The organism is Micromonospora sp. DT41 (genome assembly GCF_049841715.1).
Classification (GTDB): Bacteria; Actinomycetota; Actinomycetes; order Mycobacteriales; family Micromonosporaceae; genus Micromonospora; species Micromonospora profundi.
In genome coordinates this window covers 330,461-356,313 of sequence record NZ_JBNCKU010000003.1, presented here as the reverse complement: position 1 = coordinate 356,313, position 25,853 = coordinate 330,461, and the positions used below count along the sequence as shown (strand labels likewise).

Sequence of the window (25,853 nt, the reverse complement as noted above, 5' to 3'; positions counted from 1 at the left end):
TCAGGGGCCGAACGGGTCGGGCCGCCGCTCCAACAGCGAGTGCAGCGTCTGCTGGATGGTCTCCCGCACCTGGTCGGCGAGGTTGAAGACCACCAGCGGGTCGTCCGCCGAGTCGGTCAGGTGGGCGGTGGGGATCGGCGGGCAGAACTCGATAAGCCACTTGCTGGGCAGCGGCACCATGCCCAGCGGCCCGAGCCACGGGAAGGTCGGCGTGACCGGGAAGTAGGGCAGCTTCAGCAGCCGCGCGAGGGGCTTGATGTCGGCGAGCATCGGGTAGATCTCCTCGCCGCCGACGATGGCGACCGGCACGATCGGGGTGCCGGTGCGCAGCGCCGCCGAGACGAACCCGCCGCGTCCGAACCGTTGCAGCTTGTAGCGGTCGGCGTAGAGCTTGCCGATGCCCTTGAACCCCTCGGGGAACACGCCCACGAGGTCCCCGCCGCCGAGCAGTCGCTCGGCGTCCGGGTTGCAGGCCACAGTGCCGCCGGTCTTGCGGGCGATCTCCGACACCACGGGCATCCGGAAGACCAGGTCGGCGCCGAGCAGACGCAGGTAGCGGTGTGCGGGGTGCTTGTCGTGCAGGGCCGCCGAGAGGATCAGCGCGTCCAACGCCACCGTGCCCGAATGGTTGCCGACCACCAGGGCCGGCCCGTCGACGGGCACGTGCTCCACGCCGCTTACCTCGGTGCGGAACCAGTCCCGGTAGAGCAGCCGCAGCAGCGGGTGGAAGACCGCGGCGGTCAGCTCCGGGTCGAAGCCGAACTCGTCGACCTCGTACTCGCCGGACAGCCGTCGGCGCAGAAAGGCCAGGCCGTCGGCGACACGCCGGTCCCACGGGTCGCCCGGCCGGTCCGGAACGGCAGCGCCACTGGCGGCCACGGGCTCGTCGGTGGCAGCGGTGTCGACCTCGTCGGCCGGCATCGGGGTCGGGGTCGGGGTCGGGGTCGGGCTCGACGCGGCCTGTGCCGCTGGTCGGTGCCCGTTGCGCCGCGCCGGCTCCACGTCCGGCGTCGACCCCGGGGGTACGTCGAATCGCCCGTTGCCCGTCGGTTCGCGACCCGTTTCCGGCCCGGTCACGACGACCGCTCCCGCACCGCTGCGCGAACCTGCCGGATGCCGTCCAGGACGAGCTGCTCGGCGGCGGCCAGCTGACTCCGGCTGAGCACGACCCCGCCGTGGTGGGCGCGGATGAAGTCGTCGAACGCGGCGGCGGTGGAGCGGGGCGTGAAGCCGTACTCCTGCTCGAGCCGTGTGGTGTCGACGACCCGGCCGTGCACGAAGAGGTCGACCTGGTCCAGGCCGTAGCGGCCGAAGCCCATGTTGCGGGCCAGCGCGGCGGCGCCGGAGAGACCTGGCTCCAGCACCGGCACCGCTACCCGGCCGGCCCGCCGGATCGCCTGGGACAGCGACAGGACGCCCGGCCCGGCGACGTTGTAGGTGCCCGGGTGGTCCTCGACGATCGACCGGTGCAGCACCTCCAACGCGTCGTCGAAGTGCAGGAACTGCAACCGTGGGTCGCGGCCGAAGACGGTGGGCACGAACGGCTGCGCGAAGTAGCGGGTCAACGTCGTGTCGGCGTTGGAGCCGATGAACGGGGCGAACCGCAGCACCGTCGCCGTGACGTCGGGTCGGCGACGCCGGAAGCCACGGACGTACCCCTCGACGTCGAGGATGTCGCGGCCGAAACCGCCGCGCGGCACCTCGCGCGGCTCGGTCTCCTCGGTGAAGACCGCCGGGTCGCGAAACGACACCCCGTACGCGGCCGTCGAGGACCGGACCACGAGCTTGCGCAGCCGGGGCGCTCGCTGGCAGGCGGCGAGCAGTTGCATGGTGCCGATGACGTTCTGGTCCTTCATTGCCGACCGGCCACCGTGCTGCGGGTCGGGGGAGCTGACCAGCGCGAGGTGCACGACTGCGTCGACGTCCAGGTCGGCGAGGAGCCCACCGAGTGAGCCGGGGTCGACACGCACCCGCTCGACCCGGTCGAGCAGGTCGGTGAACTCGGCACCGGGCTCCGGCACGTCCACGCCGATGACCCGTTCGATACGCGGGTCGGCCGCCAGTCGCGCGGCCACGTGAGCGCCCAGGTACCGACCGACGCCGGTCACGACGACGACCCCCGGAGCACCTGGGGTGCTACCGGGGGTCATCTGACGCACCTACGCCGGCAGGAGGGACCGAGCCGGGACGACCACGGCCTGATCACCTGAGCCTCCGGAAGTCGACAGTTGGCAAGAGCCGCCGAACGCCGGGCCGTGAGCCCGGCGGCGATCACTTGCCGAGACGGCGACGCTGGACGCGGGTCTTGCGCAGCAGCTTGCGGTGCTTCTTCTTAGCCATGCGCTTACGGCGCTTCTTGACCACCGAGCCCATACGACAGCCTTTCGATACAACGTGCGGGGCGGACCGGATGACACCACGCTGGTGGCGACGGCGACCGCATGCGGACAAAGGACCGGACCAGTCTGGGCGGCGGGGCGCACCGGTGGGGCCTCGGTCGGGCTCCAGGGTAGCGGGAGAGCGTCAGCAGGACCAACGCGCCCCCGCCGTCACGGCTTTCGGTGCGCGACAACAGGCCCCGCCCGTCCACCTCTGGCGCTCACCGATGCCGATTCCCGTCGGCGCCCGACAGGCCCGTACGCGCGCCCGTCACTGTGTGCGCGATCGGCCCGACGGTGGCTCAGGCGGTTTCCTGAAAGGCACCCCGGAGATATTCGTGCACGGCGTGCTCGGGCACCCGGAAGGACCTGCCGACCCGGACGGCGGTGAGCTCACCGCTGTGCACCAGGCGATAGACAGTCATCTTCGACACCCGCATGACCGTCGCGACCTCTGCGACGGTCAGGAACTTGACCTCCGACAGCCGTCCGTCGGACTGTGACCCGGCCATGGCTCACCGACCCATCCCATGCCCGGCGCGTGCCGTCCCGACGGATGCTCCGGGCCGGGCGGCGACGCGCGTGTTACCAGTACGGTAGCGGGGCCGCTGTGACCGGCGCGATCCCTTCTTACAACTGATCATGTTTGGATCGCTGGTTCACCCGATCCGCGCTCCCGGATTCTCCCCGCCTGCGTCCGCCGTCCGATTGCGTTCCTCACTCGGCGCGCAGCGCCACCACCGGGTCGAGCCTGCCGGCACGCTGCGCGGGGACGACACCGAAGACGATGCCGACGGCCGCCGACACACCGAAGGCGAGTGCCAGCGACCACCAGGTGATTGCCGCCGGAATTGGGGACAGCGCGTCGACAAGCAGCGCGGTGCCAACACCCAGGGCCATCCCGGTCAGCCCGCCGATCGTGGTGAGCAGCACCGCCTCCAGCAGGAACTGCACGCCGATGTCGCGGGGTCGGGCGCCGACGGCCTTGCGCAGCCCGATCTCCCTGGTCCGCTCGCGGACGCTGACAAGCATGATGTTGGAGACGCCGACCCCGCCGACGAGCAGGGAGATGCCGGCGATGGCGGCGAGCACGCCGGTGAGGATGCCGAGGATGTCGCCGAGTACGCCGAGGATCTGCTGCTGTGTGACAGCGCTGAACTCGGTGTCCGGGTGGCGGCGGTTGAGTTCGGCGACGATGCGCTCGCCCAACTCGTCGATCCGTTCCCGGTCCGGCGCTTTCACCGCGATGCCGTCCACCCGCTGGGTGCCCCAGAGGCGCTGCGCGGCTGTCACCGGCACGTGCACCTCGTCGTCACGGTCGACGCCGAGACTCTGACCGAGCGGTGTGAACACGCCGATCACCCGGAACCGCACCCCGGCGAGTGTCACCTGCTGGCCGAGTGGGTCCCGGTCGGGAAAGAGCGCGCGGGCCACCGAGTCACCGAGCACCGCCACCCGTCGGCTCGTGTCGACGTCAGTGCCTGTGAGGTAGCGGCCCCGGGCCAGCGACCGCGCGAACACCGCAGGGGTCGTCTCCAGTACGCCCTGCACGGTCGTGAAGTCGGAGTAGGCGCCGGCCCTTGCGGTGGCACCCGAGGCGACGGTGACGGCCACCCGCTCGGGGTCGCCGACCACCCGGGTCACGGCGTCCACGTCCTTGAGGGTCAACGGCGACACGACAGGCGCGTTGCCGACCTCGATGCGGCCGGGGACGACAAGCAGCAGGTTGGAGCCGAGCCCTTCGACCTGCTGTTCCACCTTCTGCTTGGTGCCGGTGCCGATGGCCACCAGCAGCACCACAGAGGCCACGCCGATGATCACGCCGAGCATTGTGAGAGCGCTGCGCAGCCGGTTGGCCCGCAGCGCGTCCAACGCCACCCGCCACGCCTCGGCGACCCTCACGACCCGCTCCGGGAGCCTGCACCGGGCGCGTGGCCGGCGTCGGCATCGGTGGGCGCGAGCGCCGCGTCGGCGCTGGCCGAAGTGCCTGTCGCGGCGGTTTCCGGGGGCGCGAGCGGAAGGCGCCCGGTGGCTCCGGCGGCGCCACCGGAGCCACCGGGCGGGTGCCCCGGGCCGTTTCCGGACACGGACCGGGGCTCCGCGCTGGGAGCGGGCATCAGTGTCTCAGGTCGACCGTTGCCATCCGACAGCGGTCGATCATGAGGGCCGGCGGGCTCGGCGGCGATGCTGTCGGCGACCACCACACCGTCGCGCATGGTGATCCGCCGGGCGGCCCGCGCCGCCACCTCCTGGTCGTGGGTGACCATCACCAGCGCCACCCCGGACTCGGCGTTCAACTGCTCCAACAGCTCAAGCACCGCCGCTCCGGTGACGCTGTCCAGGTTGCCCGTCGGCTCGTCGGCAAGCAGCACCGTCGGTTCGGTGACGAGCGCGCGGGCGATCGCCACCCGTTGCTGCTCGCCGCCGGACATCTGGTTGGGCCTGTGGTCCAGCCGGTGCCCGAGGCCCACCCGGCCGAGCATCGCCGCCGCCCGCTCCCGGCGCTGCCGGGCCGACACGCCCCGGTAGACCAGCGGCAGCGCCACGTTCTCCACAGCTGACGTACGCGGCAGCAGGTGGAACGCCTGGAAGACGAAGCCGATCGTCTCGTTACGAAGGGTGGCCATCTCCGGTGGGGAGAGCGCGTTGACGTCCCGACCGCCGATGACCAGGCGACCACCGGTGGGCCGGTCGAGCCCGCCCAGCAGGTGCATGAGTGTGGACTTGCCCGAGCCGGACGGGCCGACGAGCGCCACGTAGTCACCCGGCTGCACTGTCAACGACACCCCACGCAGCGCTTCGACCGACACGCCGTCCAGTTGGTACGTCCGCGACACGTCCACCGCCTCGATGGCAGCGACGCGCTCCCCCGCCGGCCCTGCTGCCGGCTCGGTCACCGGACTTCCTGGCCGTCGCGCACCTGGTCGGTGCCGCGCACCACGATCCGGTCGCCGGGCTGGACGCCGTCGAGGATCTGCACCAGGTCGGGCCCCTGCACGCCAACTGTCACCGGCGCGCGACCCGCCTTACCGTCGCGGACCACCCAGACGGCGTCCCGCCCGTCGGCGGAGAACACCGCCGAGGCGGGGACGGTCACCGCGTCGGCCGCCTCGCGTACGCGCAGCCGCACTATCGCGTTCATGCCGGGGCGGGGCGTCGGGGCCGGCTCGTCCTCGGCGAGCTTTCCGGCACCCAGTGCGAGGCGCACCCGGTAGGTGACACCGCCCTGCGCGGAGTTGGTGGGCAGCACGTCGACCGAGCGGACCGTCGCGTCGTAGCTGGCGCCAGTGACGGCGTCCAGCTCGACAGTGGCTGTCACACCGGGCTTGACAAGCAGTACGTCGGTCTCGTCCACCTCGGCGAGCAGCCCCAACTGCCCGATGTCCACGACTGTCAGCACCGGCGTGCCGGCGGTGACCTGGCCGCCGACCGCGACAGCGTCGTCGACTCCGGCGGGCGGCCCACCCTGGGCGGGGACCAGCACGGACGGGTCGATGCCGGCCCCACCGGCCTGCTCCAGCAGCCCGGCCAGGCCGGCGTTCGCGCCACCGCCGGCCCGGATGCCGCCCGGCTGCACCACACCGGCGAGCGGGGCGCGCAGGGTCAGCGCGTCGACGGTGGCCTTCGCCAGGTCGTACGCCTGCTGGGCCTGGAGCCGTTGCGCAGCCGAAAGCGCGCCGACGGCGGAACTCAGCCCGTTGATCCCCCGCTGCACGGCACGGACGGCCTGGTCGGCGCTGCGCGCGGCTGCGGCGTACTGCCGCTGGGCGGAGGTCACCTGGGCCAGCAGCGCGTCCCGTAGCTGCGGGTCGGCGATCTTCTCGGCGGCCTTGCGGGCCGCGTCGAACGCCTCGCCGGCGGCCTTGTCGGTGTCGCGCCGGCTGCCGGTCAGGTCGCCTGTGGAAACACCTCTGCCGGCGCGCTTCGCGGCGGTAAGCGCCTCCTTCGCCTGGCGCAGGCGCTGCTGCGCCGACGGCGAGTCGACAACGGCGAGGACCTGGCCGCGCTTGACCCGCTGACCAGGTTGGACACGCAGGCTGGCCAGCGTGCCGTCGGCGGGTGCGGAGAGGGTCGCGGCGGCGCGGGCGGTCACCGTCGCCGGGGCGTCGATCACCTCGGCGACCGGGTTACGGGCGGCTGACGCCAGCGCGAGGTCGGGGTCTTCGTCGCCGCAGGACGCGGCGGTGGTGGCGGTGAGAACGGCGACGGCGGTCAGGGCGATGAGCAGGCGGGGCCGCGTGACGCTTGCGGGCCGCGGCGGCTGGGGGCGGCGCACCCATCGATGGTACGGCGCACCGTCACCGCCGCATCGGACGTCAGGCGGCGACCGCGCGGACGTACGCGACGCACTCGTCGTGCAGCGTCGACCACTGCTCGCCGAACGCCTCCTCGGCTGCGGCGTCAAAGGGCTTGCGCTCGTGCACCACTGCCTTGAAGAAGGCGAGCAACTGGGCCGTTCCGAACCTGTCGACGAGGTGCCGGACGGCGAGGTAGCCGACGCCGTAGCTGCCGCCGACCCGCTCGGCTTCGGCGTTGTCGGCGGGAGTGATCCCCTCCAGCCTGCCGTCCCATTTGCCCCGGACCAGCGTGCGCACCTCGGCGAGCCCCTCGTACCTGTCGACCGCCTGCCCTCCCGCACCGGCGAACTCGGCAAGCCCTTCGACAAGCCACCACGTCGTCTTGCCCGGATAGCCGCGCTCGGGCAGCGAGGCGGCATGGGTCAACTCGTGCCGGAGCAGGTCGTCGGTGCCGCTGCTGGGCAGCCCTTCGGCGTTGAGCACCACCTCGTGGTGGCCACCGCCGACGGTCACGGCGTAACCACCGGTCCACTGTGGCCGTCCGCCGCCGTACCAGCGCTGCCACTCGGTGCGACCGGCGTAGAAGATCCGGTAGCGGTCCGGCGGGGAGCCGGCCACGACGTACCCGTCGGCGACCTTGGCCGCCGCCTCGGCCTGGGCCAGCAGGCCGGGCAGCTTGCCACGCAGCGCCGGTGTGGTGGCCACGATCGTCCGCGCGCCGACCGCCACGGCCAGGTCGCTGATCTCCCACGGTCGGGTGCCGGTCTCTGCCGACTTGGACTCCTCCACGGCGACCAGCCGGGGCTGGTCGCCGTTCTCCCGCCAACGGGTACCGATCAACACCGGGCTCGGCCGGCAGTCCGGCACCACGAAGCAGTACTGGAAGCGCACCAGGAGCCGCCACTCGCCGGGCTGGCCGACGACAGGCACGGGCAGGCCACTCGGCTCGGCCCGCCACACGGTGACCTTTAGCGCGCGCAGCGCGGCGAAGCGGCGGCGCAGGTCGGCGTGCGCGCCCGGGTCGGCGACGGCCAGGTAGGCGGCCCGGTCACCGCCGAGCAGCGCCGTTGCCTGCCGCTGGAGCTGCGCGGTCATCCGGTCGGACAGCCCGCGGGCGACGGCGGTCGCCGGGTCGTCGCTGGCCGGGGTGCCGGCACGACTGACGGTGGCCCGGTCACCGGACTCCCGCACCACCCCGGCGACAAGCAGCGCGGGCAGACCGCAGCCGAGCAGCAGGACGACCACCACGAGCATCGTCCACAACGGCCAGAGCCGCCGCGGCGATGGCAGCTCCAACCCGTCAGTCACCCGCCGAAGGGTACGACCATTCGCCGGAGCAAACGAGCCGCCACCACCTCGACCCACCCTGTGGACCCACCCGCCACAGTTGGCTACTTCTTGGACATCAGGGCACGGCCGAAGAAGACCAGGTTCGCCGGGCGCTCCGCGAGCCGGCGCATCAGGTAGCCGTACCAGTCGTCGCCGTACGGGACGTACGTGCGAACGGTGTAGCCCTCGCCGGCCAGCCGGGCCTGCTCCTCCGGACGGATGCCGAAGAGCATCTGGAATTCGAAGCGATCCGCTCCCCTGTCGAACCAGCGGGCCCGGTCCTCGCCGATCGCGATCATCCGTGGGTCGTGGGTGGCGAGCATCGGGTAGCCGTCGCCGGACATCAGGATGTTCATGCAGCGGACGTAGGACTTGTCGACCTCGCGGGCCGACTGGTACGCCACCGACTCCGGCTCCTTGTAGGCGCCCTTGCACAGCCGCACCCGCGAGCCCGCCGAGGACAACTCCCGGCAGTCCGACTCGGTGCGACGCAGGTACGCCTGGAGCACCGCGCCCGTCGACGGGAAGTCCTTGCGAAGCTTGGCCAGCACCTCCAACGTCGAGTCGGTGGTGGTGTGGTCCTCCATGTCCAGGGTGACGGTGGTGCTCGCCGCGTCGGCCGCCGCGCAGATCGCCCGCACGCTGTCGTAGGCCAACTGCTCGTCGAACATCTGGCCGAGGGCGGAGAGCTTCACGCTCACCTCGGCGGCCGGGGTGAGCCCCGCCTCGGCGAGCATCTTCAGCAGCCTGAGGTATTCGTCCCGGGTGGCGACCGCCTGCTCGGGGGTGACGGTGTCCTCGCCGAGGTGGTCGAGGGTGACAGCCAGGCCGTCGTCGATGAGCCCGCGGGTCACGCGCAGCGCATCGTCGGTGGCGGCGCCGGCGACGAACCGGCGGACGACGTCCCGGGTGTACGGGGCGGTCGCGACAAGCCGCTCCACCTGGGATGACCGGGAGGCGGCGAGGATGACGGAACGGAGCATGAGCCGAGCGTATCGCCCGCGCCAGTACCTCCGCCGGGCAGCGGCCGGGGCACCTCGACCGGATGTCACTTAGGGGTTTATGTGCTACAACGGGCCCCTTTGACAACCGGGGGCGGGGCGGCGCTGTTGGCATCGATCAGCTACAACGATGCCGTGGAACAACGCCCCCGTCGCCGGCTCCGGTCGGCCTCCGTGCAGCTCGGCGCGCTCACCGCTCTGGCGCTCGCCCTCTCCGGCTGCAACATGACCTCCGACGACGACGATGACGACGACTGCGCCCTCGGGCCTGTCGGCGGCGGCGACACTGTCGCGCTGGCGATGCGGGTCCCCCAGGCCGCCGCCGGTCGGGCGGCACCGGAGCCGACGACCGCAGCCGTGCCCGAGCGCGGCGGCTTCGGCACCCACCTCGCCGCCTGCGGAGGTTGACGTGCGCCGTGTGACCGTGACCCCTCGGCCCGACTGGGACGCCACCATCCGGGAGCAGGGGCTTGTCTACGTCGACACCGAACTCCCCGACGGCGAGATCATGTCGTACTGGGACGAGACCGCCGCGTACGCGTTCGACCTGGACGAGGTGCTGCGCCTGGAGGAGGCCACCGAGGAGCTGCACCGCATGTCGGTGGCAGCCGCCGAGCACGTGGTCGCCAAGCACCGGTACGCCGAGTTCGGCATCCCGCAGTGGGCCGCCGAGGCGGTGGCCAGGTCACTGCGCGAGGCGCCACCCACCCTCTACGGCCGCTTCGACCTGGCGTACGACGGCACCTGGCCTCCGAAGATGTTGGAGTACAACGCCGACACCCCCACCGCGCTCGTCGAGGCGAGCATCATCCAGTGGTTCTGGCTGGAGGAGACCCGGCCGGATCTTGACCAGTGGAACAGCCTGCACGAGCGGCTGGTCGGCGCCTGGGCCAAGATCGGCGCCGGGCTGCACGACCGCCGTGTGCACGTGCTCTGGTCGAACGAGGAGGAGTCGGGCGAGGACCACATGACCGCCGGCTACCTGGCCGAGACGGCCCGGCAGGCCGGCCTGGACGTCGAGCTGCAACCCATCCAGAAGATCGGCTGGGACGGCCGGCGCTTCGTCGACGCCGCCGACCGCCCGGTGACCACGTGCTTCAAGCTCTACCCGTGGGAGTGGATGCTTGCCGAGCCGTACGGGGTGCCGGCGCTCGACCCGGGTACGCCGACCACCTGGATCGAGCCGGCCTGGAAGCTGCTGCTGTCCAACAAGGCGCTGCTCGCCGTCCTCTGGGAGCTCTACCCGGGCCACGAATACCTGCTTCCGGCGTACCTCGACTCGCCGCGCGGCATGCGGGAGTACGTGGCGAAGCCGCTGCTCGGCCGCGAGGGCGGCTCGGTACGCATCGTGACGGCCGAGGAGGAGATCACCAATCCGGGGATCTACGGCGACGAGGGCTGGTGCTACCAGGAGTTCCGGGCGTTGCCGCAGTTCGACGGTAACCGGACGGTCCTGGGCAGTTGGATCGTCGACGGGGAGTCGGCGGGCGTCGGGGTGCGCGAAAGCGCAAGCCTGATCACCGACGGTTACGCGCGGTTCCTGCCGCACTACATCGACGCGCCGCGTACCGCGTGAGTCGTCTACCTTTGAGGGCGTGAACTTCGACGCGTACGCCCGGACCGGTGTTGACCTGGTCAACGCCCGCCTGGACGACCTCGACGACCTAAGGGCGCTCTTTCCCGACGAGAACGCATGGATGCGCGACGAGGTCGCGGAGCGGGATATCGCGATCTTCCGGCGGGCGCAGAAGCGGCTCCGCGACGTCTTCGAGTACGGCACCTCGGGGCGTGACGCCCAGGCGGTGACCGAGCTGAACGCGCTGCTTGAGGCGTTCCCGGTCCAGCCGCGCATCTCCGGGCACGACTCCAGCGACTGGCACATGCACGTCACCAGCCGGGGCGCGTCGGTAAGCGCGGAATACCTGGCCGGCGCGGCCTGGGGGCTGTCGGTGTGGCTCTGCGAGTACGGCAGCGCCCGGTTCGGCGTCTGCGCCGACGAGCGGTGCGGCAACGTCTACCTGGACACGTCGTCCAACTGCTGCCGGCGGTTCTGCTCGGAGCGCTGCGCCACCCGCTCGCACGTCGCGGCGCACCGGGCCCGGAAGCGGGCCGCGATCGTCGAGCAGCCGACGGTCGCCCCGCAGCCGACAGCGAAAGCCGATTCGCTGACGCGGATCAGCTAGGCCGCCGACCGGCGCAGGCCTGAGCGGCGTACCGGCCTGCGCCGGGTCCCGGCGCGGGCGTTCAGGCGTCGACCGGGGACGGCGTGCTCAGGTGCTGGCGAGCGAACTCCAGCGCGGCGCGCAGGTCCGCCTCGCGCACCGCGCGGCTCTTCGCGCCCCGCGTCGCCACCTCCACCGCCACGGAGCCGGTGAAGCCCCGCCCGGCCAGCGAGGAGAGCAGCTCCCCGCAGGGCTGGGTGCCCCGGCCAGGCACCAGGTGCTCGTCACGACCCTCGCCGGTGCCGTCGCCGAGGTGCACGTGCACCAGCCCGGAGCCCATCCGGTCGGCCATCTCGAGCGGGTCGCTGTGCGAGGCCGCGCAGTGCGACAGATCCAGGGTGTACGACGCGTAGCCGGCCTCGGTGGGATCCCACCCCGGCACGTACGGGACGAACTGGCGGCCCGCCATCCGCACCGGGTACATGTTCTCCACGGCGAGGTGCAGCCCGCTGAACTGGTCAGCGACAGTGGCCAGCCCGTCGACGAAGCCGCGCGCGTAGTCGCGCTGCCAACTGAACGGGGGGTGCACCACGACCGTGGGCGCCTCCAGCGTCTCGGCCAACTCGGCGGCCCGGCGCAGCCGCTCCCACGGGTCCGGGCTCCACACCCGCTGGGTGACGAGCAGGCACGGCGCGTGCACCGACAGCACCGGCACCCCGTAGTGCTCGGAGAGGCCGCGCAGCGCCCCCGCGTCCTGGCTGACCACGTCGGTCCAGACCATCACCTCGACGCCGTCGTAGCCGAGCGCCGCGGCCATCTGGAACGCCGCCGCGGTCGGTTCGGGAAAGACTGACGAGCTGGACAGGAGGACGGGAACGCGGGAAGTCACATCAGCCAGGGTAGCCCGGTTGTCACGGGACTATCAGGACGAGCATCGGCAAAACACCCCTAACCAGACCCGTCCTCACATCGGTTCGAGTTGATCGAGTCGACGGAGGATGACGCCCTCGCGCAACGCCCACGGGCAGATGTCCACCGAGTCCAGGTCCAGCTTGCGCATCACCGCCTCGGCGACCACAGCGCCGGCCAGCAACTGGTGGGCGCGGCCCGCGCTGACCCCCTCCAACTCCATCAACTGAGCCGGCGGGATGTGCCTGATGAAGCCGATGACCTGCCGCAAACCGGCGCGGGTCAGGCGGCGGGACACCCAGAGCCCCGCACCCGACGGTGCCGCACCGGCGAGTCGGGCCAGCGTACGGAACGTCTTCGAGGTGGCCGCCGTCCGCTCCCAACCCACCTGGGTCATCTGGTCGACCACCTTGTCCAGCCGGCCGTCCACGTACTCCCGCAGCCCGTCGACGGCCTCGGCGGACGGCGGCGCCGTGCTGTCCGGCTCGACCCGCAGCCGCTCCCTTGTCAACCGGCCGGCCCCGAGCGGCAACGAGATCGCGACGTCCGGGTCCTCGTCGATCCCGGCGGCGATCTCCAGGGAGCCGCCGCCGATGTCGAGCGCCATCAGCCGCCCCGCCGACCAACCGAACCAGCGCCGCACCGCCAGGAAGGTCAACCGCGCCTCGTCCGCGCCGGAGAGCACCTCCAGGCGTACGCCGGTCTCGTCGCGGACCCGGGCCAGGACGTCGGCGGCATTCGTGGCGTCACGGACCGCGGAGGTGGCGAACGCGATCAGGTCGGCGGCCTCCAGGCCGGTGGCCGCTGCCCTGGCCATGCCGACCGCCTTGACCAGGCTGTCCGCGCCCGCCTCGGTCAGCGCGCCGTCGGGGCCGAGCTGCTCGGCGAGGCGCAGCACCACCTTCTCCGAATGCGCCGGCCAGGGGTGCGCACCGTGGTGCGCGTCGACAACCAGCAGGTGCACGGTGTTGGATCCGACGTCGAGGACACCCAGTCGCATGGTGAAGACACTAGGGGCAACACGTTTGCGCGGCTCGGCGGCCCGTGGCCGAGACCGGGCGTACGCTGGTCCGGGTGACGATGGAGCTCCGCGTGCTGGTGGACGATCCGGGCGACCCGCGTAGCCGCGAGGTGCCGCTGGACTTTCCCCGGGAGTGGATCGAGTTCGCCGACCCGGCGGACGACAACCACCTGATCCGCGCCGACCTGACCTGGCTTCTGTCCCGCTGGACCTGCATCTTCGGCCGGGGCTGCCACGGCATCATCGCCGGCCGGTCCGCCGACGGCTGCTGCTCGCACGGGGCGTTCTTCACCGACTCGGACGACGAGAAGCGCGTCCGCAGCGCCGTCAAGCGGCTCACCCCGGCGACCTGGCAGCACTTCCGGCGTGGCTTCAAGAGCTGGACCGACGAGGACACGATCGACGGCAAGAACCCGGCCCGCCGCACCGCCACCCAGGGCGCGGAGGGGCCGTGCGTCTTCCTCAACGACGCCGATTTTCCCGGTGGCGGTGGCTGCGCCCTGCACGGTCAGGCGCTCCGCGACGGCGTGCACCCGTTGGAATACAAGCCGGACGTCTGCTGGCAGTTGCCGATCCGGCGCGACCAGGACTGGGTCAAGCGGCCGGACACCACAAAGGTGCTGGTCTCCACGCTTGCCGAGTTCGATCGGCGGGGCTGGGGCGCCGGCGGGCACGACCTGGACTGGTGGTGCACCTCCTCGACGGATGCGCACGTCGGCGCTGAGCCGATGTACCTGTCGTACGGGCCCGAGTTGACAGCGCTCATCGGGGCGGCGGCGTACGAGCGGCTGGCCGAGCTGTGCGCGGCCCGGGTGAAGCAGGGCATGATCGCCCCGCACCCCGCCGACGATCCCAGCTGATCTTGGTAGCAAGGTCGTCGCTACCATCCGATCACGGCTCGAACTTGTAGCCCAGCCCCCGCACGGTGACGATGAAACGCGGCGCGGACGGCTCCGGCTCGATCTTGGAGCGCAGCCGCTTGACGTGCACGTCGAGCGTCTTGGTGTCACCGACGTAGTCGGCACCCCAGACCCGGTCGATGAGCTGGCCCCGGGTCAGCACCCGACCCGCGTTGCGCAGCAGCAGCTCCAGCAGCTCGAACTCCTTCAACGGCAGCTGCACGTTCCCGCCCTCGACGGTGACCACGTGCCGCTCGATGTCCATCCGCACCGGGCCGGCGGCCAGCGTCGGGGCGCCGGACTCGGCCACCTCCGGGCTCTGCCGTCGCAGCACCGCCCGGATCCGGGCGACCAGTTCCCGGGGCGAGTACGGCTTGGTGACGTAGTCGTCGGCACCGATCTCCAGGCCGACCACCTTGTCGATCTCGCTGTCCCTCGCGGTGACCATGATGATCGGCACCGCCGAACGCTGTCGGAGCTGCCGACACACCTCGGTCCCCGACATCTCGGGCAACATCAGGTCGAGCAGGACGATGTCAGCGCCGGTCCGGTCGAATTCGGTGAGGGCGTCGGTGCCGGTCGCGGCGACCGAGACCTCGAAGCCTTCCTTGCGGAGCATGTACGACAGGGCGTCGGAGAACGACTCCTCGTCCTCGACCACCAGAACGCGGCTCAACGGGGGGTTCCTTTCATTGCTGTCAGACCTGCCGAAGCTCGGCCGGACCGGCCTCGATCCCAGCCGGTGGCAGTGTCGCCAGCAGGTCGTCCGGTGGGCTGACGGGCAACCGGAGGGTGAACGTCGATCCACCTCCAAGAGTGCTCGACACCTCCACCCGACCGCCATGGTTGCTCGCGATGTGTTTCACGATGGCCAGGCCGAGCCCGGTGCCGCCGGTGGCACGTGAGCGTGCCTGGTCGGCCCGGTAGAACCGCTCGAACACCCGGTCCACGTCGGTGGGGGCGATTCCGATGCCCTGGTCGGCGACCGCGATCTCGACGTGCTCGTCGCCGCCGCGAAGGGTGACCCGCACAGTGGTGTCCTCCCCCGAATAGTTGATGGCGTTCTCCACGAGGTTCGCCACGGCCGTGGCGAGCTGGGCGTCGCTGCCGTACGCGGTGAGGCCGCGCTCGCCGTCCACCGTCACCTCGACGCCGCGGGCGGCGGCCGTGGTGCGCGTCCGGTCCACCACCTCGGCGATCACCCAGTCGAGCGCGACGGGCTCCGGAGGAGGCTGCGGCTCGGCGCCCTGCAATCGGGTCAGTTCCAGCAACTCCTGCACCAGCCGGCCCAGCCGGGTCGACTCGTGCTGGATCCGTTCGGCGAACCGACGGGCGGCCACCAGGTCCTCGGAGAGGTCGGGCACCGCGGCGTCGGCGGGTTCGGTGGCGTCCAGCAGCGCTTCGGCGAGCAGTTGGAGCGCCCCGATGGGGGTCTTCAGCTCGTGGCTCACGTTGGCCACGAAGTCACGACGTACCCGGGTCAGCCGGTGCGACTCGGTAACGTCGACCGCTTCCACAGCGATGAAGCCGTTGCCGATGCCCATGGCCCGCAGGTGCACGCCGAGCGGGTTCTCCCCCGCGCTGTCGCGGCCCCGGGGCAGGTCCAGCTCGATCTCGCGGCGCACGCCGGTGCGCCGCACCTGACCGGCGAGGGTACGGATCAGCGGGTGCGCGGCGATCGAGCCCGGGGTGCTGCCGGTACGCAGCAGCCCCATCGCGCGGGCAGCCGGGTTGATCAGCACAGGCACGTCGTCGTTGTCCAGGACCACGACACCGGCTCGGAGCGAATCGATCGTCCGCCGGCCGAGCCCGGTCTGCTGTTCGTCGGCTATCGCGGGCCTCCCCCTGGTCCATCGGGAGCTCACGCCGCCCGTCGATCTGGTGCGGGCGTCGCCCGCCGGCAGGAACCGGGGCAGCAGGAGGCCGGCGACCAGTCCGGCCGCCAACGCCACTGCCACCACGATCGCCACTGCCCACTCCACCCGGCGATCGTAGGGTCATTGTTAACCTGGCTACCACGCAGAACGGGACGAACCACCCTCACTTTCGAAACTGTTCACCCGCCGGTCCGGCGTCGTTCATCGTGGTTCATCCGGGATCCGTCAACGCCGCCTACCGTTGGCGTCGCACCTGCTCAGCCCCCTGCGCCGACAGCCGTCGGCGGCGACGACCACAGGACGTGATGATGCGCGACGAGTTCCGGGCCGACCTTCAGATCGTCAGCCAACTGCTTGTGGACATGGCGGAGGGCGTCCGCGCCGCCATGCGCCAGGCCACCCGCGCCCTGCTCACCGCCGATCGGCAGGCCGCCGAGACGGTCATCGAGCGGGACGCCGAGATCGACGACCTCTACCGGCACGTCGAGGAGCGGGTGTGTGACCTGCTCGCCCGGCAGGCGCCGGTCGCCTCCGACCTGCGCGCCATGATCACCGCTCTGCACGTGGCGGCCGATCTGGAGCGGATGGGCGACCTCGCCGACCACGTGGCCAAGACAGCGCTGCGCCGGCACCCGTCGCCTGCCGTGCCGGCCGAACTGCGGGCGATCTTCACCGAGATGGCCGACATCGCCGACCGGATGGCGGTGAAGATCGGTTCGGTGCTCGCCAAGCCCGACGTCGACCTCGCCGGCGAGCTGGACCGTGACGACGACGCCATGGACGAGCTGCACAAGAGCCTGTTCTCGGTGCTGCTCGGCGACGACTGGCCGTACGGGGTGGAGACCGCCATCGACGCCACCCTGCTGGGCCGCTTCTACGAGCGCTTCGCCGACCACGCGGTGAACGCCGGCGAACACGTGATCTACCTGATCACCGGAGAAAGCGCCCCCACCGCCAGCTGAAGTGCAAGGAAGGGCCCCTTGTTATCGCTTTTTGCATAACAAGGGGCCCTTCCTAACTTCTTAGCGGCCCTGGTTCGCGACCGCCGCGGCGGCTGCCTTCGCTGCCGTGGGGTCGAGGTAGGTGCCGCCCAGGGTGAGCGGGCGCAGCTGCGGGTCGAGGTCGTAGCGCAGCGGGATGCCGGTCGGGATGTTGAGCTTGGCGATCGCCTCGTCGGAGATCTGGTCGAGGTGCTTGACCAGGGCGCGCAGCGAGTTGCCGTGCGCGGCCACCAGCACCGTCCGGCCGGCCAGGATGTCCGGCACGATCGAGTCGTACCAGTAGGGAAGCATCCGCTCCACGACGTCCTTGAGGCACTCGGTACGCGGCATCAGCTCGGTCGGCAGCAGCGCGTACCGCGGGTCGCCCACCTGCGACCACTCGTCGTCGTCGGCGATCGGCGGCGGCGGGGTGTCGTACGACCGGCGCCAGAGCATGAACTGCTCCTCGCCGTACTCGTCAAGGGTCTGCTTCTTGTTCTTGCCCTGGAGTGCGCCGTAGTGCCGCTCGTTGAGCCGCCACGACCTGCGCACCGCGATCCAGTGCCGGTCGGCGGCGTTCAGCGCCAGCTCGGCGGTACGGATCGCCCGGCGCATCACACTGGTGTGGACGACGTCCGGCAGCAGGTCGTGTTCGCGAAGCAGCTCGCCGCCGCGCCTCGCCTCGCCCTCGCCCTTCTCGGTCAGGTCGACGTCGACCCAGCCGGTGAAGAGGTTCTTGGCGTTCCAGTCGCTCTCGCCGTGCCGCAGCAGGACCAGCGTCCCGATGGTGGGCCCCTCGCTCGCAGTCATGCGGATCATCCTGCCTCAACCCGGTACGGGACACGCGGGCACCCGTCGTGACGACCACCACGTGAAAAAGCGGGTGACCTGTCGATCGGGCCACCACTAGGGTCGTAAGGCGCTACGGTCACTTCGGTCATTACTTGCAAGCGGGGGCACGACGTGTTGACGATGCGGAACTGGTTCCGGGACACCACCGGCGGCCTCCCCACCACCTTCTGGTACCTGTGGACCGGCACCCTGATCAACAGGCTCGGCTCGTTCGTCCTCATCTTCCTCGCCATCTACCTGACCCAGGAACGCGGCTTCTCCGCCTCCCAGGCCGGCCTGGTGCTCGGCCTGTGGGGCGTCGGTGGCGCGGTCGGCACCACAGTCGGCGGCACCCTTGCCGACCGGTGGGGTCGCCGCCCGACGCTGTTCACCGCGCACGTCGGCGCGGCCGCCATGATGATCGCCCTCGGCCTGGCCCGGGACCTCTGGGCCGTGGCACTCGGCGCGCTGCTGCTCGGCATGTTCGCCGAGGCGGCCCGGCCCGCGTTCGGCGCCATGATGATCGACGTGGTGCCGGCGAAGGACCGGCTACGCGCCTTCTCGCTCAACTACTGGGCGATCAACCTGGGCTTCGCCTGCGCCGCCATCCTCGCCGGTCTCGCGGCGCAGGCCGACTACCTGCTGCTGTTCATGGTCGACGCGGCCACCATGCTGATCACCGCACTGATCATCTTCATCCGGGTGCCGGAGACCCGCAACGCCGGCCCGGTCGTCACGACCGCCAAGGCACCTCGTGGTGCGCTGCGCACGATCCTCGCCGACCGGGTCTTCCTCGGCTTCGTGGTGCTGAACCTGTTCGCCGCGCTCGTCTTCCTCCAGCACATCTCGATGCTGCCGATCGCCATGGGCGACTCCGGCCTGAGCCCGGCCACCTTCGGCTCGGTGATCGCGCTCAACGGCGTCCTGATCGTCGTTGGCCAGCTCTTCGTGCCCAGGCTGATCCGGGGCCGCAGCCGCTCGCACGTGCTCGCGCTGTCGGCCGTCGTGATGGGGGTCGGTTTCGGGCTTACCGCGTTCGCCGGCTCCGCCTGGTTCTACGGACTGACCGTGCTGATCTGGACGGTCGGCGAGATGCTCAACTCGCCGTCCAACGCGACCCTGATCGCCGAGTTGTCCCCGGCCGCGCTACGTGGGCGCTACCAGGGCGTGTTCGGGCTCTCCTGGCAGATCGCCGGAGCCAGCGCGCCGGTCCTCGGTGGTCTGGTACGCGAGCACGCCGGCAACTCCGCGCTCTGGCTCGGCTGCGCCGCGCTCGGTGTGCTGACGGCGGTGGCCCACCTGGTGTCCGGCCCGGCCCGGGAACGACGGGCCGACGCGTTGCGCCGTTCCGGGGCAGGGCTGGTGCCTGCCGACGCCCGACCGGCAGCACAGCCTGCCGAGGCGACGGCCTGACCGCGCTGTGACGAATCGCCCATGATCAGCAGTACGGCTGGCGCGAACGGACCCGACTTCCTACCGTCCCAGGGAAACGGTTAGGAAACTGAACTGTCGGGAGGTTGGGTGCACGCCCTTCGACGCTTGTGGAACGACGCCGCGGGCGGGCTTCCCGCCACCTTCTGGTATCTCTGGGCCGGCCTGCTCATCAACCGGGCCGGCGCGTTCGCCATGCTCTTCCTGTCGCTCTATCTCACCGACGCGCGGGGCGCCAGCGAGTCGCTGGCCGGGACAGTGGTCGGGGCGTACGGAGCGGGCGGGGCGGCAGGCGTGCTGCTCGGCGGGGTGCTTGCCGACCGGTGGGGCCGACGGTCCACCCTGCTCGCCGCCCACCTGGCCACCACCGCCCTGATGGTGGCGCTGGCCTTCAGCCGGCCCCTGCTGCTGATCGCGGTGCTGTCCGCGCTGGTAGGCGTGGTGCACTCGATGCCCAGCCCGGCGTTCGTCGCGGCGATCGTCGACGTGGTCCCCGCGCAGCGCCGCTCGCGTGCGTTCAACCTCCAGTTCTGGGCGTTCAACCTGGGCATGGCGGTGGCGTCGCTGCTCGCCGGGGTCCTGGCCGAGGCCAGCTTCACAGCACTGTTCCTGGTCGACGCGGGCGCCACGCTTACCGCAGCCGTCGTCATCGCCTGGAAGGTTCCGGAGACCCTGCGACGGGCCGCCCCGAGCGTCGACCTCCGACCACCGGCCACGGCAGCCCGGCGTCCCGGCCTGCGTACCGCGCTCATCGACCGGACCTTCCTGGTCTTCGTCGGGCTCACCTTCGTGCTGGCCGTACTCACCATGCAAACCTCGACGATCATGCCGCTGGCGATGCGCGCGGACGGCCTCGGCCCATCGGCGTACGGGCTGGTGGTGGCCCTGGGTGGCGCGCTGATCGTGCTGGGGCAACTGTTCGTGCCCCGGCTGATCGACAGGCACCGCAAGGACGTCGTCCTTGCGGTCTCGACCGCCCTGCTCGCTGTCGGTTTCGGTGTGCTGGCCGTGGCCGACGTGCTGGGTGTCTACCTGGCCGCCGCTGTCGTCTGGACGGTCGGCTCGATGCTCGCCGCCCCGCCCAACGCGCAGATCAACGCGGATCTGGCGCCACCGCAGCTTCGCGCCCGGTATCAGTCGGTCTTCTACCTGACGTTCCCGGCGGCGGCGTTCGTCGCACCCACGCTGGGCGGGGTGAGCCTGCAACACCTCGGCGACGGGCACTGGCTGATCGTGGGCGGGCTGGGCCTGCTTGCCGCACTCGGGCACCTGCTGGCCGGGCCGCCCCGGGAGCGGCACGTCGCCGCGCTGCGCCGGGCCGCCGGCCGGGAGCCGGCTCCGGCCGTGGACCACGCGCCGGCCGGGTGACCTCCCCGAACGGGGGTACGAAACACGCAAAGCGCCCACCATGTCCCGAAGGTCATGGTGGGCGCCCGCCGGTGGGGCCGGCGGCGGCGGGCAACACTCACCCCCGTAAGCATCGCCCGCTCACGCCGCCGGTCCAAACAGGTGGGCACCGTCCCCCAACGGTAGATCCACCCGTTCCTCGCATCTCGCCTGGTGCACGGACCTGATCGATCCGCCGCTCCCCCGAACGTTTCCAAGCGCGACGCGGTGCAATAAAGCTAGTTCGCCCGGATTCCGGATTCAACCCAACTGGGTGTCTCGCCCGTCACAACTGGCGGGTATCCCCCAGTTGGGGGTCACCGTCTCTGGCAACCGCCGCATACCCCTCGGGCATTCCCGCAAACACCTCAGCCGTCTTCCCGATCGGGTGACTCGGTCCGGAAGAAGTTGCTCTGCCGGCCGTCGCGCATCTGCTCCTGATAGATCAGGTTCAGCCGGCGCAGGTCGAAGGTGTGGAACCACTGGTCCCAAGTGATCTCGCGAATCTTGCTGCTCTCGCGGTAGCCGGGGATGTTGAAGGTCAACACACCAGCCCGGCCGTCCCGCTCGGTGCCGGCGATGGTGGCCGGCTTCGCGCCACGCTCCCGTGCCCAGCGCTGGATCACCTCGTGGTTCGCGGTGATCAGGCTGCGCCCCGGGCGCTCCGGCCGGTCCGCGATCGACGAGATCACCTGCGAGCTGCGGACCGACCGCCCGGTGCCCCGTCCGGTCCGGATGCCACCGGCCGCCGTACCGCCGCCGGCCGGACGGCTCGCGGCAGCACGCTTCGCGGGCGCCGCACGCTTGGCCGCCGGTCGCGCCGGCGCCTTACGCGCGGTACGGGCCGAGGACGTCTTCGCCCTGGCGGTCGACGTGGCTTCGGCGGACTTCCTTGCCGGGGCCGTCTTGCGCGCCGCCGCCGGCTTCGACGCGGCAGCAGCAGTGGTACGTGCCGCCGGCTTGCGCGCCGCAGCAGTGGTACGTGCCGCCGGCTTGCGCGCGGCAGTCGTGGTACGCGCCGTCGTCGACTTCCGCGCGGCGGTCGTCTTCTTGGCGGCGGCCCGCTTCGCGGGAGCGCTCTTGTTGGCCGGCGCGGCCTTGGCGCGACTGGGCGCCGCCCTCGAAGCCGACTTCTTCGTCGCGGCGGCCCGACCGGCCGACGCCCTGCTGCCGGTGGCCCGACCAGCCGGGCCGGTGCTGCGCCGGGCCGCGCCACCGCGTTCGGATCGCAGCGAGCGCACCAACTGTTTCACAAGGTCGGGCTTGCGCAGTGCGGAGATCCCGGAGATCCCGCGTTTGCGCAACTGGCCCCGGATGTCGTCCACCCGCATCTGAGAGATCTCCGATTCGGAGACCCCTGGAGTATTCGGCGTCTGGTTGCCGGCCTGCCGTTTGGTCCTTGTCGCAGTCCCGCCGCGACCTGAGCTGTTCCGCTGAGCCATGGGATGCTCCGCTCCTCGACACTCCGTCCTCGGCGCGCGGGGGTCCCTGTGCCGTACCGCGCGGTGCGGCATACCCGTCAGGAGCAGTCCGAACCACAGACATCCGACCGACTGGAATCCGGGTCGTCAGGCCGGGCCGAAACGGGGTCAGGCTGGGCGGAAACGGGCGTCAGGCCGGGTCGGGACCGGTGCCGGACGGTTCGAAGAGGTGGGCGAAGGCGGCCAGGTTCGCTGTCGACTCGCCGCGCTTGACCCGCCACTCGTACTCGCGCCGGATCGAGCTGCCGAAGCCGATCTCCAGCATCGTGTCGAACGACTCGTCGGAGTACGTGAGCACCGCACCGAGCAGCCGGTCCAACTCGTCGGCGTCCACGCCGGCCGGGTTGACCCGCCCGGTGAGATACACGTCGCCGACCTTGTCGGTGGAGAACGAGACGCCGTACATCCGGGCGTTGCGCTGCAACAGCCAGGCCCACAGTTCCTCGCGCCGTTCGTCGGGCTGGCGCATCACGAACGCCTCGATCCGCAGCGCGTGCTCCCCGACGATCAGGTTGCAGATCGTCTTGAGCTTGTGGGTGCCCGGCAGTGTCACCGCGTACGACCCGGGGCCTGTCGACTCCCAGGCCAGGTCACGCTCGGCGCACACCGACTCGATCAGGGACGCGAGATCGCTTTTCGGGCTCACCGCACCCACTCTACGACCGGTCGGGTCGGCGCACCCGACGAGAGCCGGTGCCCTCGATCACCAGGAGCAGGACAGCGCCGGATCGCCCGCCAGGTCGGCGGCGAGCCGTGCGCGGCGCGCGGCGACCGCCTCGCCGTACACGTCGAGCAGGCCCGAGACCGTGCGGTCCCAGGAGAAGTTCCGGGCGTGCTGTTCGGCGCCCCGGCCGAGCACCGCCCTGCGGGCCCGGTCGGGAAGCAGGCGGGCCAGAGCGCGTGCCCAGTTCACCGGGTCGTGCCCGTCGATGAGCACCCCGCTCACCTGGTCCCGTACGGCGGTGACCAGCCCGCCGACGGCGGCGGCCAGCACCGGCGTACCGCAGGCCTGTGCCTCGAGCGCGACCAGCCCGAAGGATTCGTTGTGCGACGGCACCGCGACCAGGTCGGCGGCCCGGTACAGGGCCGGCAGGTCGTCGCCGGTCCGCGGCGGCAGGAAGCGGATCCGGTCGCTGACCCCCAGCGTGGCGGCCAGCTCGATCAGTGCCGTCGGCCGGTCCAGACCGCTGCCGCTGGGCCCTCCGCAGATCGCGACAGTCACCTGGTCGGCGAGGGCCGGGTCACGCTCGCGCAGCGCGGCGACCGCGCGGATCAGCACGTCCGGCGCCTTCAGCGGCTGGATCCGGCCGACGAAGGCCACCAGGTACCCGTCGACGGGCAGCCCGAGACGGCGACGGGCGGCCTGAGCTGCCGTGTGCCGGTCGCCGGGAACGGGCCGGAACCGTGCCAGGTCGACGCCGGGCTGCACGACGGCGACCTGACCGGGGTCGGCGTCGTACCGCTCGACCAGGTCGCGGGCCTCCACGCGGGTGTTTGCGACGAGACGGTCCGCCTCCGCGACCACCTGCTCCTCGCCGATCACCCGGGCCTTGGGCTCCGGCCGGTCACCGGCCGCCAACTGGGCGTTCTTGACCTTCGCCAGGGTGTGCGCGGTGTGCACCAGCGGCACTCCCCAGCGTTCCTTGGCCAGCCAGCCGACCTGCCCGGAGAGCCAGTAGTGGGAGTGGATCAGGTCGTAGTGGCCGGGCGGCCGGGACGCCTCGGCGCGCAGCACCCCTGCGGTGAAGGCGCAGAGCTGGCCGGGCAGTTCCTCCTTGGTGAGCCCTTCCAGGGGGCCGGAGGTGATGTGCCGGACCTGCACACCGGGGGCCATCTCGGTCACCGGGGGCAGGTCACCGGAGGTCGCTCGGGTGAAGATCTCCACCTCGACGTTGGCCTCGGCGAGCCGCCTGGCGACCTCCAGGATGTAGACGTTCATCCCGCCGGCGTCGCCCGTGCCGGGCTGGTGCAGTGGGGAGGTGTGTACGGACAGGGTGGCGATGCGACGCGGCCGGGGCCACGGTCGAGCACCTCGCTGACGACCGACACCGGTGTGCACTTCCGCCACGTCCGCTCCCTCTGCCACGGCCAACGTCGTCTCGCACGACCGGCGCATCTCGGTCAACCTGTACGCCGGATGTCATCTTCCCCACCCGACCATGGAAATTCGTCGGCACGGGCCCTGGGCGTGACGGACCTCATCACGGCGCCCGTGTCGACGCCGGACCGGAGCGGAGCGGACGGGCGCGCGACAATGACCGGATGACAGCTGTCGCCATCGTCACCGGAGCGTCCAGCGGGATCGGGGCGGCCACCGCCCGCCGCCTCGCCGCCGACGGTTTCCACGTGCTCGCCGCCGCCCGCCGCACCGACCGACTCACCGGTCTGGTCGCCGAGATCACTGCCGCCGGCGGTCAGGCAACCGCAGTGACCTGCGACGTCACCTCGGACGAGTCGGTGGCCGGGCTCGCCGAGGCGGCGGCGCGGGCACCTGGGCCGGTCACCCTGCTTGTCAACAACGCCGGCGGCGCGCGCGGTCTGGACCCGGTGGAGTCCGGCTCCGTCGCCGACTGGCAGTGGATGTACGACGTGAACGTACTCGGCACGCTGCGGGTGACCCAGGCGCTGCTGCCGGCGCTGGAGGCGTCCGGCTCGGGGACCATCGTGGTGGTCTCCTCCACTGCCGGGCTGACCGTGTACGAGGGCGGTGGCGGCTACACAGCGGCGAAGCACGCGCAGACCGCCATCGCGGGAACGCTGCGGCTGGAGCTGTGCGGCCGGCCGCTGCGGGTGATCGAGATCGACCCGGGGATGGTGAAGACCGACGAGTTCGGGCTGGTCCGTTTCGAGGGCGACGCGGACCGGGCGGCAGCCGTCTACGCAGGTGTTCCGGATCCGCTTGTCGCCGAGGACGTGGCGGACTGCATCGCCTGGTGCGCCACCCGACCCGAGCATGTGAACGTGGATCGGCTGGTGGTCCGGCCGCGGGCGCAGGCCGCGCAGCACAAGGTGCACCGCGTCAACCCGTGAGGCGCACGGTCGTCGGGAGGTCACGATGAGCGGGACGGCGCGACGCCGGCCGCTCGGCGTCGTCACCCGGGGCACCACGAACCCGAACCGGCTCCGCCGGGTGGACAACTGGATCGTGGCCACCTGTGCCGACCGGCTGCGGGCTGCGGCCGACCCGCTCGTGGTCGATCTCGGCTTCGGCGCCACAGCGGTGACCGCCGTGGAGCTGCGGGCACGGTTGGCCGCAGGCGTCCGTCCGGACGTACGCCTGGTCGGGCTGGAGATCGATCCGGCCCGGGTGGCAGCCGCGACACCGGCCGCCGACCCGCCGGGCCTGACCTTCGCCCGGGGTGGCTTCGAGCTGGCCGGGCTGCGGCCGGTGCTGGTCCGCGCGTTCAACGTCCTGCGACAGTACGACGAGCGCGAGGTGCCCGAGGCGTGGCGGACGATGACCGCCGCCCTCGCCCCTGGCGGCGCGCTCGTCGAGGGCACCTGTGACGAGTTGGGCCGGCTCGCGAGCTGGCTGCTGATCGACGCCGAAGGCCCCCGGACGCTGACACTGGCCGCGAAACTCACGACCCTGGGCAGCCCCGCCGAGCTGGCCGAACGACTGCCCAAGGCGTTGATCCACCGAAACGTCCCCGGTGAGCCGGTGTACGACCTGATCGGCGCGTTGGACGACGCCTGGCGTGCCGCCGCCCCCTATGCGCCGTTCGGGCCGCGTCAACGGTGGCTGCGGGCCGTGGCCCAGTTGCGGGAGACGGGCTGGCCCGTCCTGCACGGCCCGCGCCGATGGCGCCACGGCGAGCTGACCCTCCCCTGGCCACCGCCCGGCTGACGGCCGGCCACGCCGAGACGCGG

25 protein-coding genes and 1 pseudogene are annotated in these 25,853 nt (G+C 71.6%); 9 read left to right on the top strand and 17 right to left on the bottom strand.

The window, feature by feature from the left end; translation table 11 throughout:
- From ACLQ23_RS08065 to ACLQ23_RS08025, 9 genes and pseudogenes are all read right to left on the bottom strand, one after another.
- Positions 1–921 carry a lysophospholipid acyltransferase family protein gene (locus ACLQ23_RS08065; RefSeq protein WP_425880502.1) on the bottom strand — a complete coding sequence of 307 codons (921 nt, stop codon included), beginning with the start codon at positions 919–921 and terminating at the stop codon, positions 1–3.
- A 152-nt stretch (positions 922–1,073) separates the two neighbouring features.
- Positions 1,074–2,150, bottom strand: coding sequence for an NAD-dependent epimerase/dehydratase family protein (locus ACLQ23_RS08060; RefSeq protein ID WP_355589616.1), 1,077 nt, complete (start codon positions 2,148–2,150; stop codon positions 1,074–1,076).
- Between the two features lie 121 nt (positions 2,151–2,271).
- Entirely contained in the window at positions 2,272–2,373 is a 102-nt protein-coding gene (locus ACLQ23_RS08055) for a 30S ribosomal protein bS22 (RefSeq protein ID WP_007465623.1), read from the bottom strand.
- Positions 2,374–2,680: 307 nt separating this feature from the next.
- Positions 2,681–2,890: a helix-turn-helix domain-containing protein gene (locus ACLQ23_RS08050; RefSeq protein WP_007465625.1), complete on the bottom strand. Its 210-nt coding sequence runs from the start codon at positions 2,888–2,890 to the stop codon at positions 2,681–2,683.
- 205 nt (positions 2,891–3,095) lie between these two features.
- Positions 3,096–4,280 (bottom strand): ABC transporter permease, encoded by a 1,185-nt coding sequence (locus tag ACLQ23_RS08045; protein ID WP_053654177.1) that lies wholly within the window; start codon positions 4,278–4,280, stop codon positions 3,096–3,098.
- Between the two features lie 119 nt (positions 4,281–4,399).
- A pseudogene (locus tag ACLQ23_RS08040) lies at positions 4,400–5,275 on the bottom strand (ABC transporter ATP-binding protein); the annotation flags it as partial.
- Positions 5,272–6,654 carry an efflux RND transporter periplasmic adaptor subunit gene (locus ACLQ23_RS08035; RefSeq protein ID WP_425880486.1) on the bottom strand — a complete coding sequence of 461 codons (1,383 nt, stop codon included), beginning with the start codon at positions 6,652–6,654 and terminating at the stop codon, positions 5,272–5,274. The gene ACLQ23_RS08035 and the pseudogene ACLQ23_RS08040, both read right to left, overlap by 4 nt.
- A gap of 40 nt (positions 6,655–6,694) precedes the next feature.
- A complete protein-coding gene (locus ACLQ23_RS08030) occupies positions 6,695–7,984 on the bottom strand; it encodes a hypothetical protein (protein ID WP_355589620.1) in 1,290 nt (429 codons plus the stop codon).
- 83 nt (positions 7,985–8,067) lie between these two features.
- Entirely contained in the window at positions 8,068–8,988 is a 921-nt protein-coding gene (locus ACLQ23_RS08025; protein ID WP_355589622.1) for a proline dehydrogenase family protein, read from the bottom strand.
- A 153-nt stretch (positions 8,989–9,141) separates the two neighbouring features.
- Between ACLQ23_RS08025 and ACLQ23_RS08020 the strand changes: the two genes are divergently transcribed.
- From ACLQ23_RS08020 to ACLQ23_RS08010, 3 genes are read left to right on the top strand one after another with little or no spacing between them, the layout of a single operon-like run.
- Complete coding sequence (locus ACLQ23_RS08020) at positions 9,142–9,414, top strand: hypothetical protein (protein ID WP_355589624.1); 273 nt, start codon at positions 9,142–9,144, stop codon at positions 9,412–9,414.
- A gap of 1 nt (position 9,415) precedes the next feature.
- Entirely contained in the window at positions 9,416–10,582 is a 1,167-nt protein-coding gene (locus ACLQ23_RS08015) for a glutathionylspermidine synthase family protein (RefSeq protein ID WP_355589626.1), read from the top strand.
- A gap of 19 nt (positions 10,583–10,601) precedes the next feature.
- Positions 10,602–11,189, top strand: coding sequence for a CGNR zinc finger domain-containing protein (locus ACLQ23_RS08010; RefSeq protein ID WP_355589628.1), 588 nt, complete (start codon positions 10,602–10,604; stop codon positions 11,187–11,189).
- Positions 11,190–11,250: 61 nt separating this feature from the next.
- On the opposite strand, the gene ACLQ23_RS08005 is transcribed toward ACLQ23_RS08010, so the two are convergent.
- Positions 11,251–12,057: a sugar phosphate isomerase/epimerase family protein gene (locus tag ACLQ23_RS08005; RefSeq protein WP_355589630.1), complete on the bottom strand. Its 807-nt coding sequence runs from the start codon at positions 12,055–12,057 to the stop codon at positions 11,251–11,253.
- Positions 12,058–12,132: 75 nt separating this feature from the next.
- Positions 12,133–13,077 carry a Ppx/GppA phosphatase family protein gene (locus ACLQ23_RS08000; protein WP_355589632.1) on the bottom strand — a complete coding sequence of 315 codons (945 nt, stop codon included), beginning with the start codon at positions 13,075–13,077 and terminating at the stop codon, positions 12,133–12,135.
- Positions 13,078–13,157: 80 nt separating this feature from the next.
- On the opposite strand from ACLQ23_RS08000, the gene ACLQ23_RS07995 reads away from it, so the two are divergent.
- On the top strand, positions 13,158–13,958 hold the full coding sequence (locus ACLQ23_RS07995; protein WP_355590368.1) for a hypothetical protein: 801 nt from the start codon (positions 13,158–13,160) through the stop codon (positions 13,956–13,958).
- Positions 13,959–13,989: 31 nt separating this feature from the next.
- Here the strand turns inward: ACLQ23_RS07995 and ACLQ23_RS07990 are convergent, their stop codons facing one another.
- On the bottom strand, positions 13,990–14,673 hold the full coding sequence (locus tag ACLQ23_RS07990; RefSeq protein ID WP_053654192.1) for a response regulator transcription factor: 684 nt from the start codon (positions 14,671–14,673) through the stop codon (positions 13,990–13,992).
- A 22-nt stretch (positions 14,674–14,695) separates the two neighbouring features.
- Positions 14,696–15,979, bottom strand: coding sequence for a sensor histidine kinase (locus tag ACLQ23_RS07985; protein ID WP_355589634.1), 1,284 nt, complete (start codon positions 15,977–15,979; stop codon positions 14,696–14,698).
- A gap of 203 nt (positions 15,980–16,182) precedes the next feature.
- On the opposite strand from ACLQ23_RS07985, the gene phoU reads away from it, so the two are divergent.
- Complete coding sequence (gene phoU / locus ACLQ23_RS07980; protein WP_425880485.1) at positions 16,183–16,836, top strand: phosphate signaling complex protein PhoU; 654 nt, start codon at positions 16,183–16,185, stop codon at positions 16,834–16,836.
- Between the two features lie 60 nt (positions 16,837–16,896).
- On the opposite strand, the gene ACLQ23_RS07975 is transcribed toward phoU, so the two are convergent.
- Entirely contained in the window at positions 16,897–17,664 is a 768-nt protein-coding gene (locus tag ACLQ23_RS07975; protein ID WP_355589636.1) for a phosphoglyceromutase, read from the bottom strand.
- Positions 17,665–17,817: 153 nt separating this feature from the next.
- On the opposite strand from ACLQ23_RS07975, the gene ACLQ23_RS07970 reads away from it, so the two are divergent.
- Both ACLQ23_RS07970 and ACLQ23_RS07965 read left to right on the top strand, forming a co-directional pair.
- A complete protein-coding gene (locus tag ACLQ23_RS07970; protein WP_425735116.1) occupies positions 17,818–19,098 on the top strand; it encodes an MDR family MFS transporter in 1,281 nt (426 codons plus the stop codon).
- Between the two features lie 108 nt (positions 19,099–19,206).
- A complete protein-coding gene (locus tag ACLQ23_RS07965; RefSeq protein WP_425735115.1) occupies positions 19,207–20,484 on the top strand; it encodes an MFS transporter in 1,278 nt (425 codons plus the stop codon).
- Between the two features lie 386 nt (positions 20,485–20,870).
- On the opposite strand, the gene ACLQ23_RS07960 is transcribed toward ACLQ23_RS07965, so the two are convergent.
- From ACLQ23_RS07960 to mshA, 3 genes are all read right to left on the bottom strand, one after another.
- A complete protein-coding gene (locus ACLQ23_RS07960; RefSeq protein ID WP_425880501.1) occupies positions 20,871–21,734 on the bottom strand; it encodes a hypothetical protein in 864 nt (287 codons plus the stop codon).
- 379 nt (positions 21,735–22,113) lie between these two features.
- Entirely contained in the window at positions 22,114–22,629 is a 516-nt protein-coding gene (locus ACLQ23_RS07955) for a YbjN domain-containing protein (RefSeq protein WP_355589644.1), read from the bottom strand.
- Positions 22,630–22,686: 57 nt separating this feature from the next.
- Complete coding sequence (gene mshA, locus ACLQ23_RS07950) at positions 22,687–24,051, bottom strand: D-inositol-3-phosphate glycosyltransferase (RefSeq protein ID WP_355589646.1); 1,365 nt, start codon at positions 24,049–24,051, stop codon at positions 22,687–22,689.
- 194 nt (positions 24,052–24,245) lie between these two features.
- Here mshA and ACLQ23_RS07945 point away from each other — a divergent pair, with 194 nt between their 5' ends.
- Both ACLQ23_RS07945 and ACLQ23_RS07940 read left to right on the top strand, forming a co-directional pair.
- A complete protein-coding gene (locus ACLQ23_RS07945; RefSeq protein ID WP_355589648.1) occupies positions 24,246–25,013 on the top strand; it encodes an SDR family oxidoreductase in 768 nt (255 codons plus the stop codon).
- A gap of 25 nt (positions 25,014–25,038) precedes the next feature.
- Positions 25,039–25,830: a class I SAM-dependent methyltransferase gene (locus ACLQ23_RS07940; protein ID WP_355632085.1), complete on the top strand. Its 792-nt coding sequence runs from the start codon at positions 25,039–25,041 to the stop codon at positions 25,828–25,830.
- Positions 25,831–25,853: the final 23 nt, after the last annotated feature.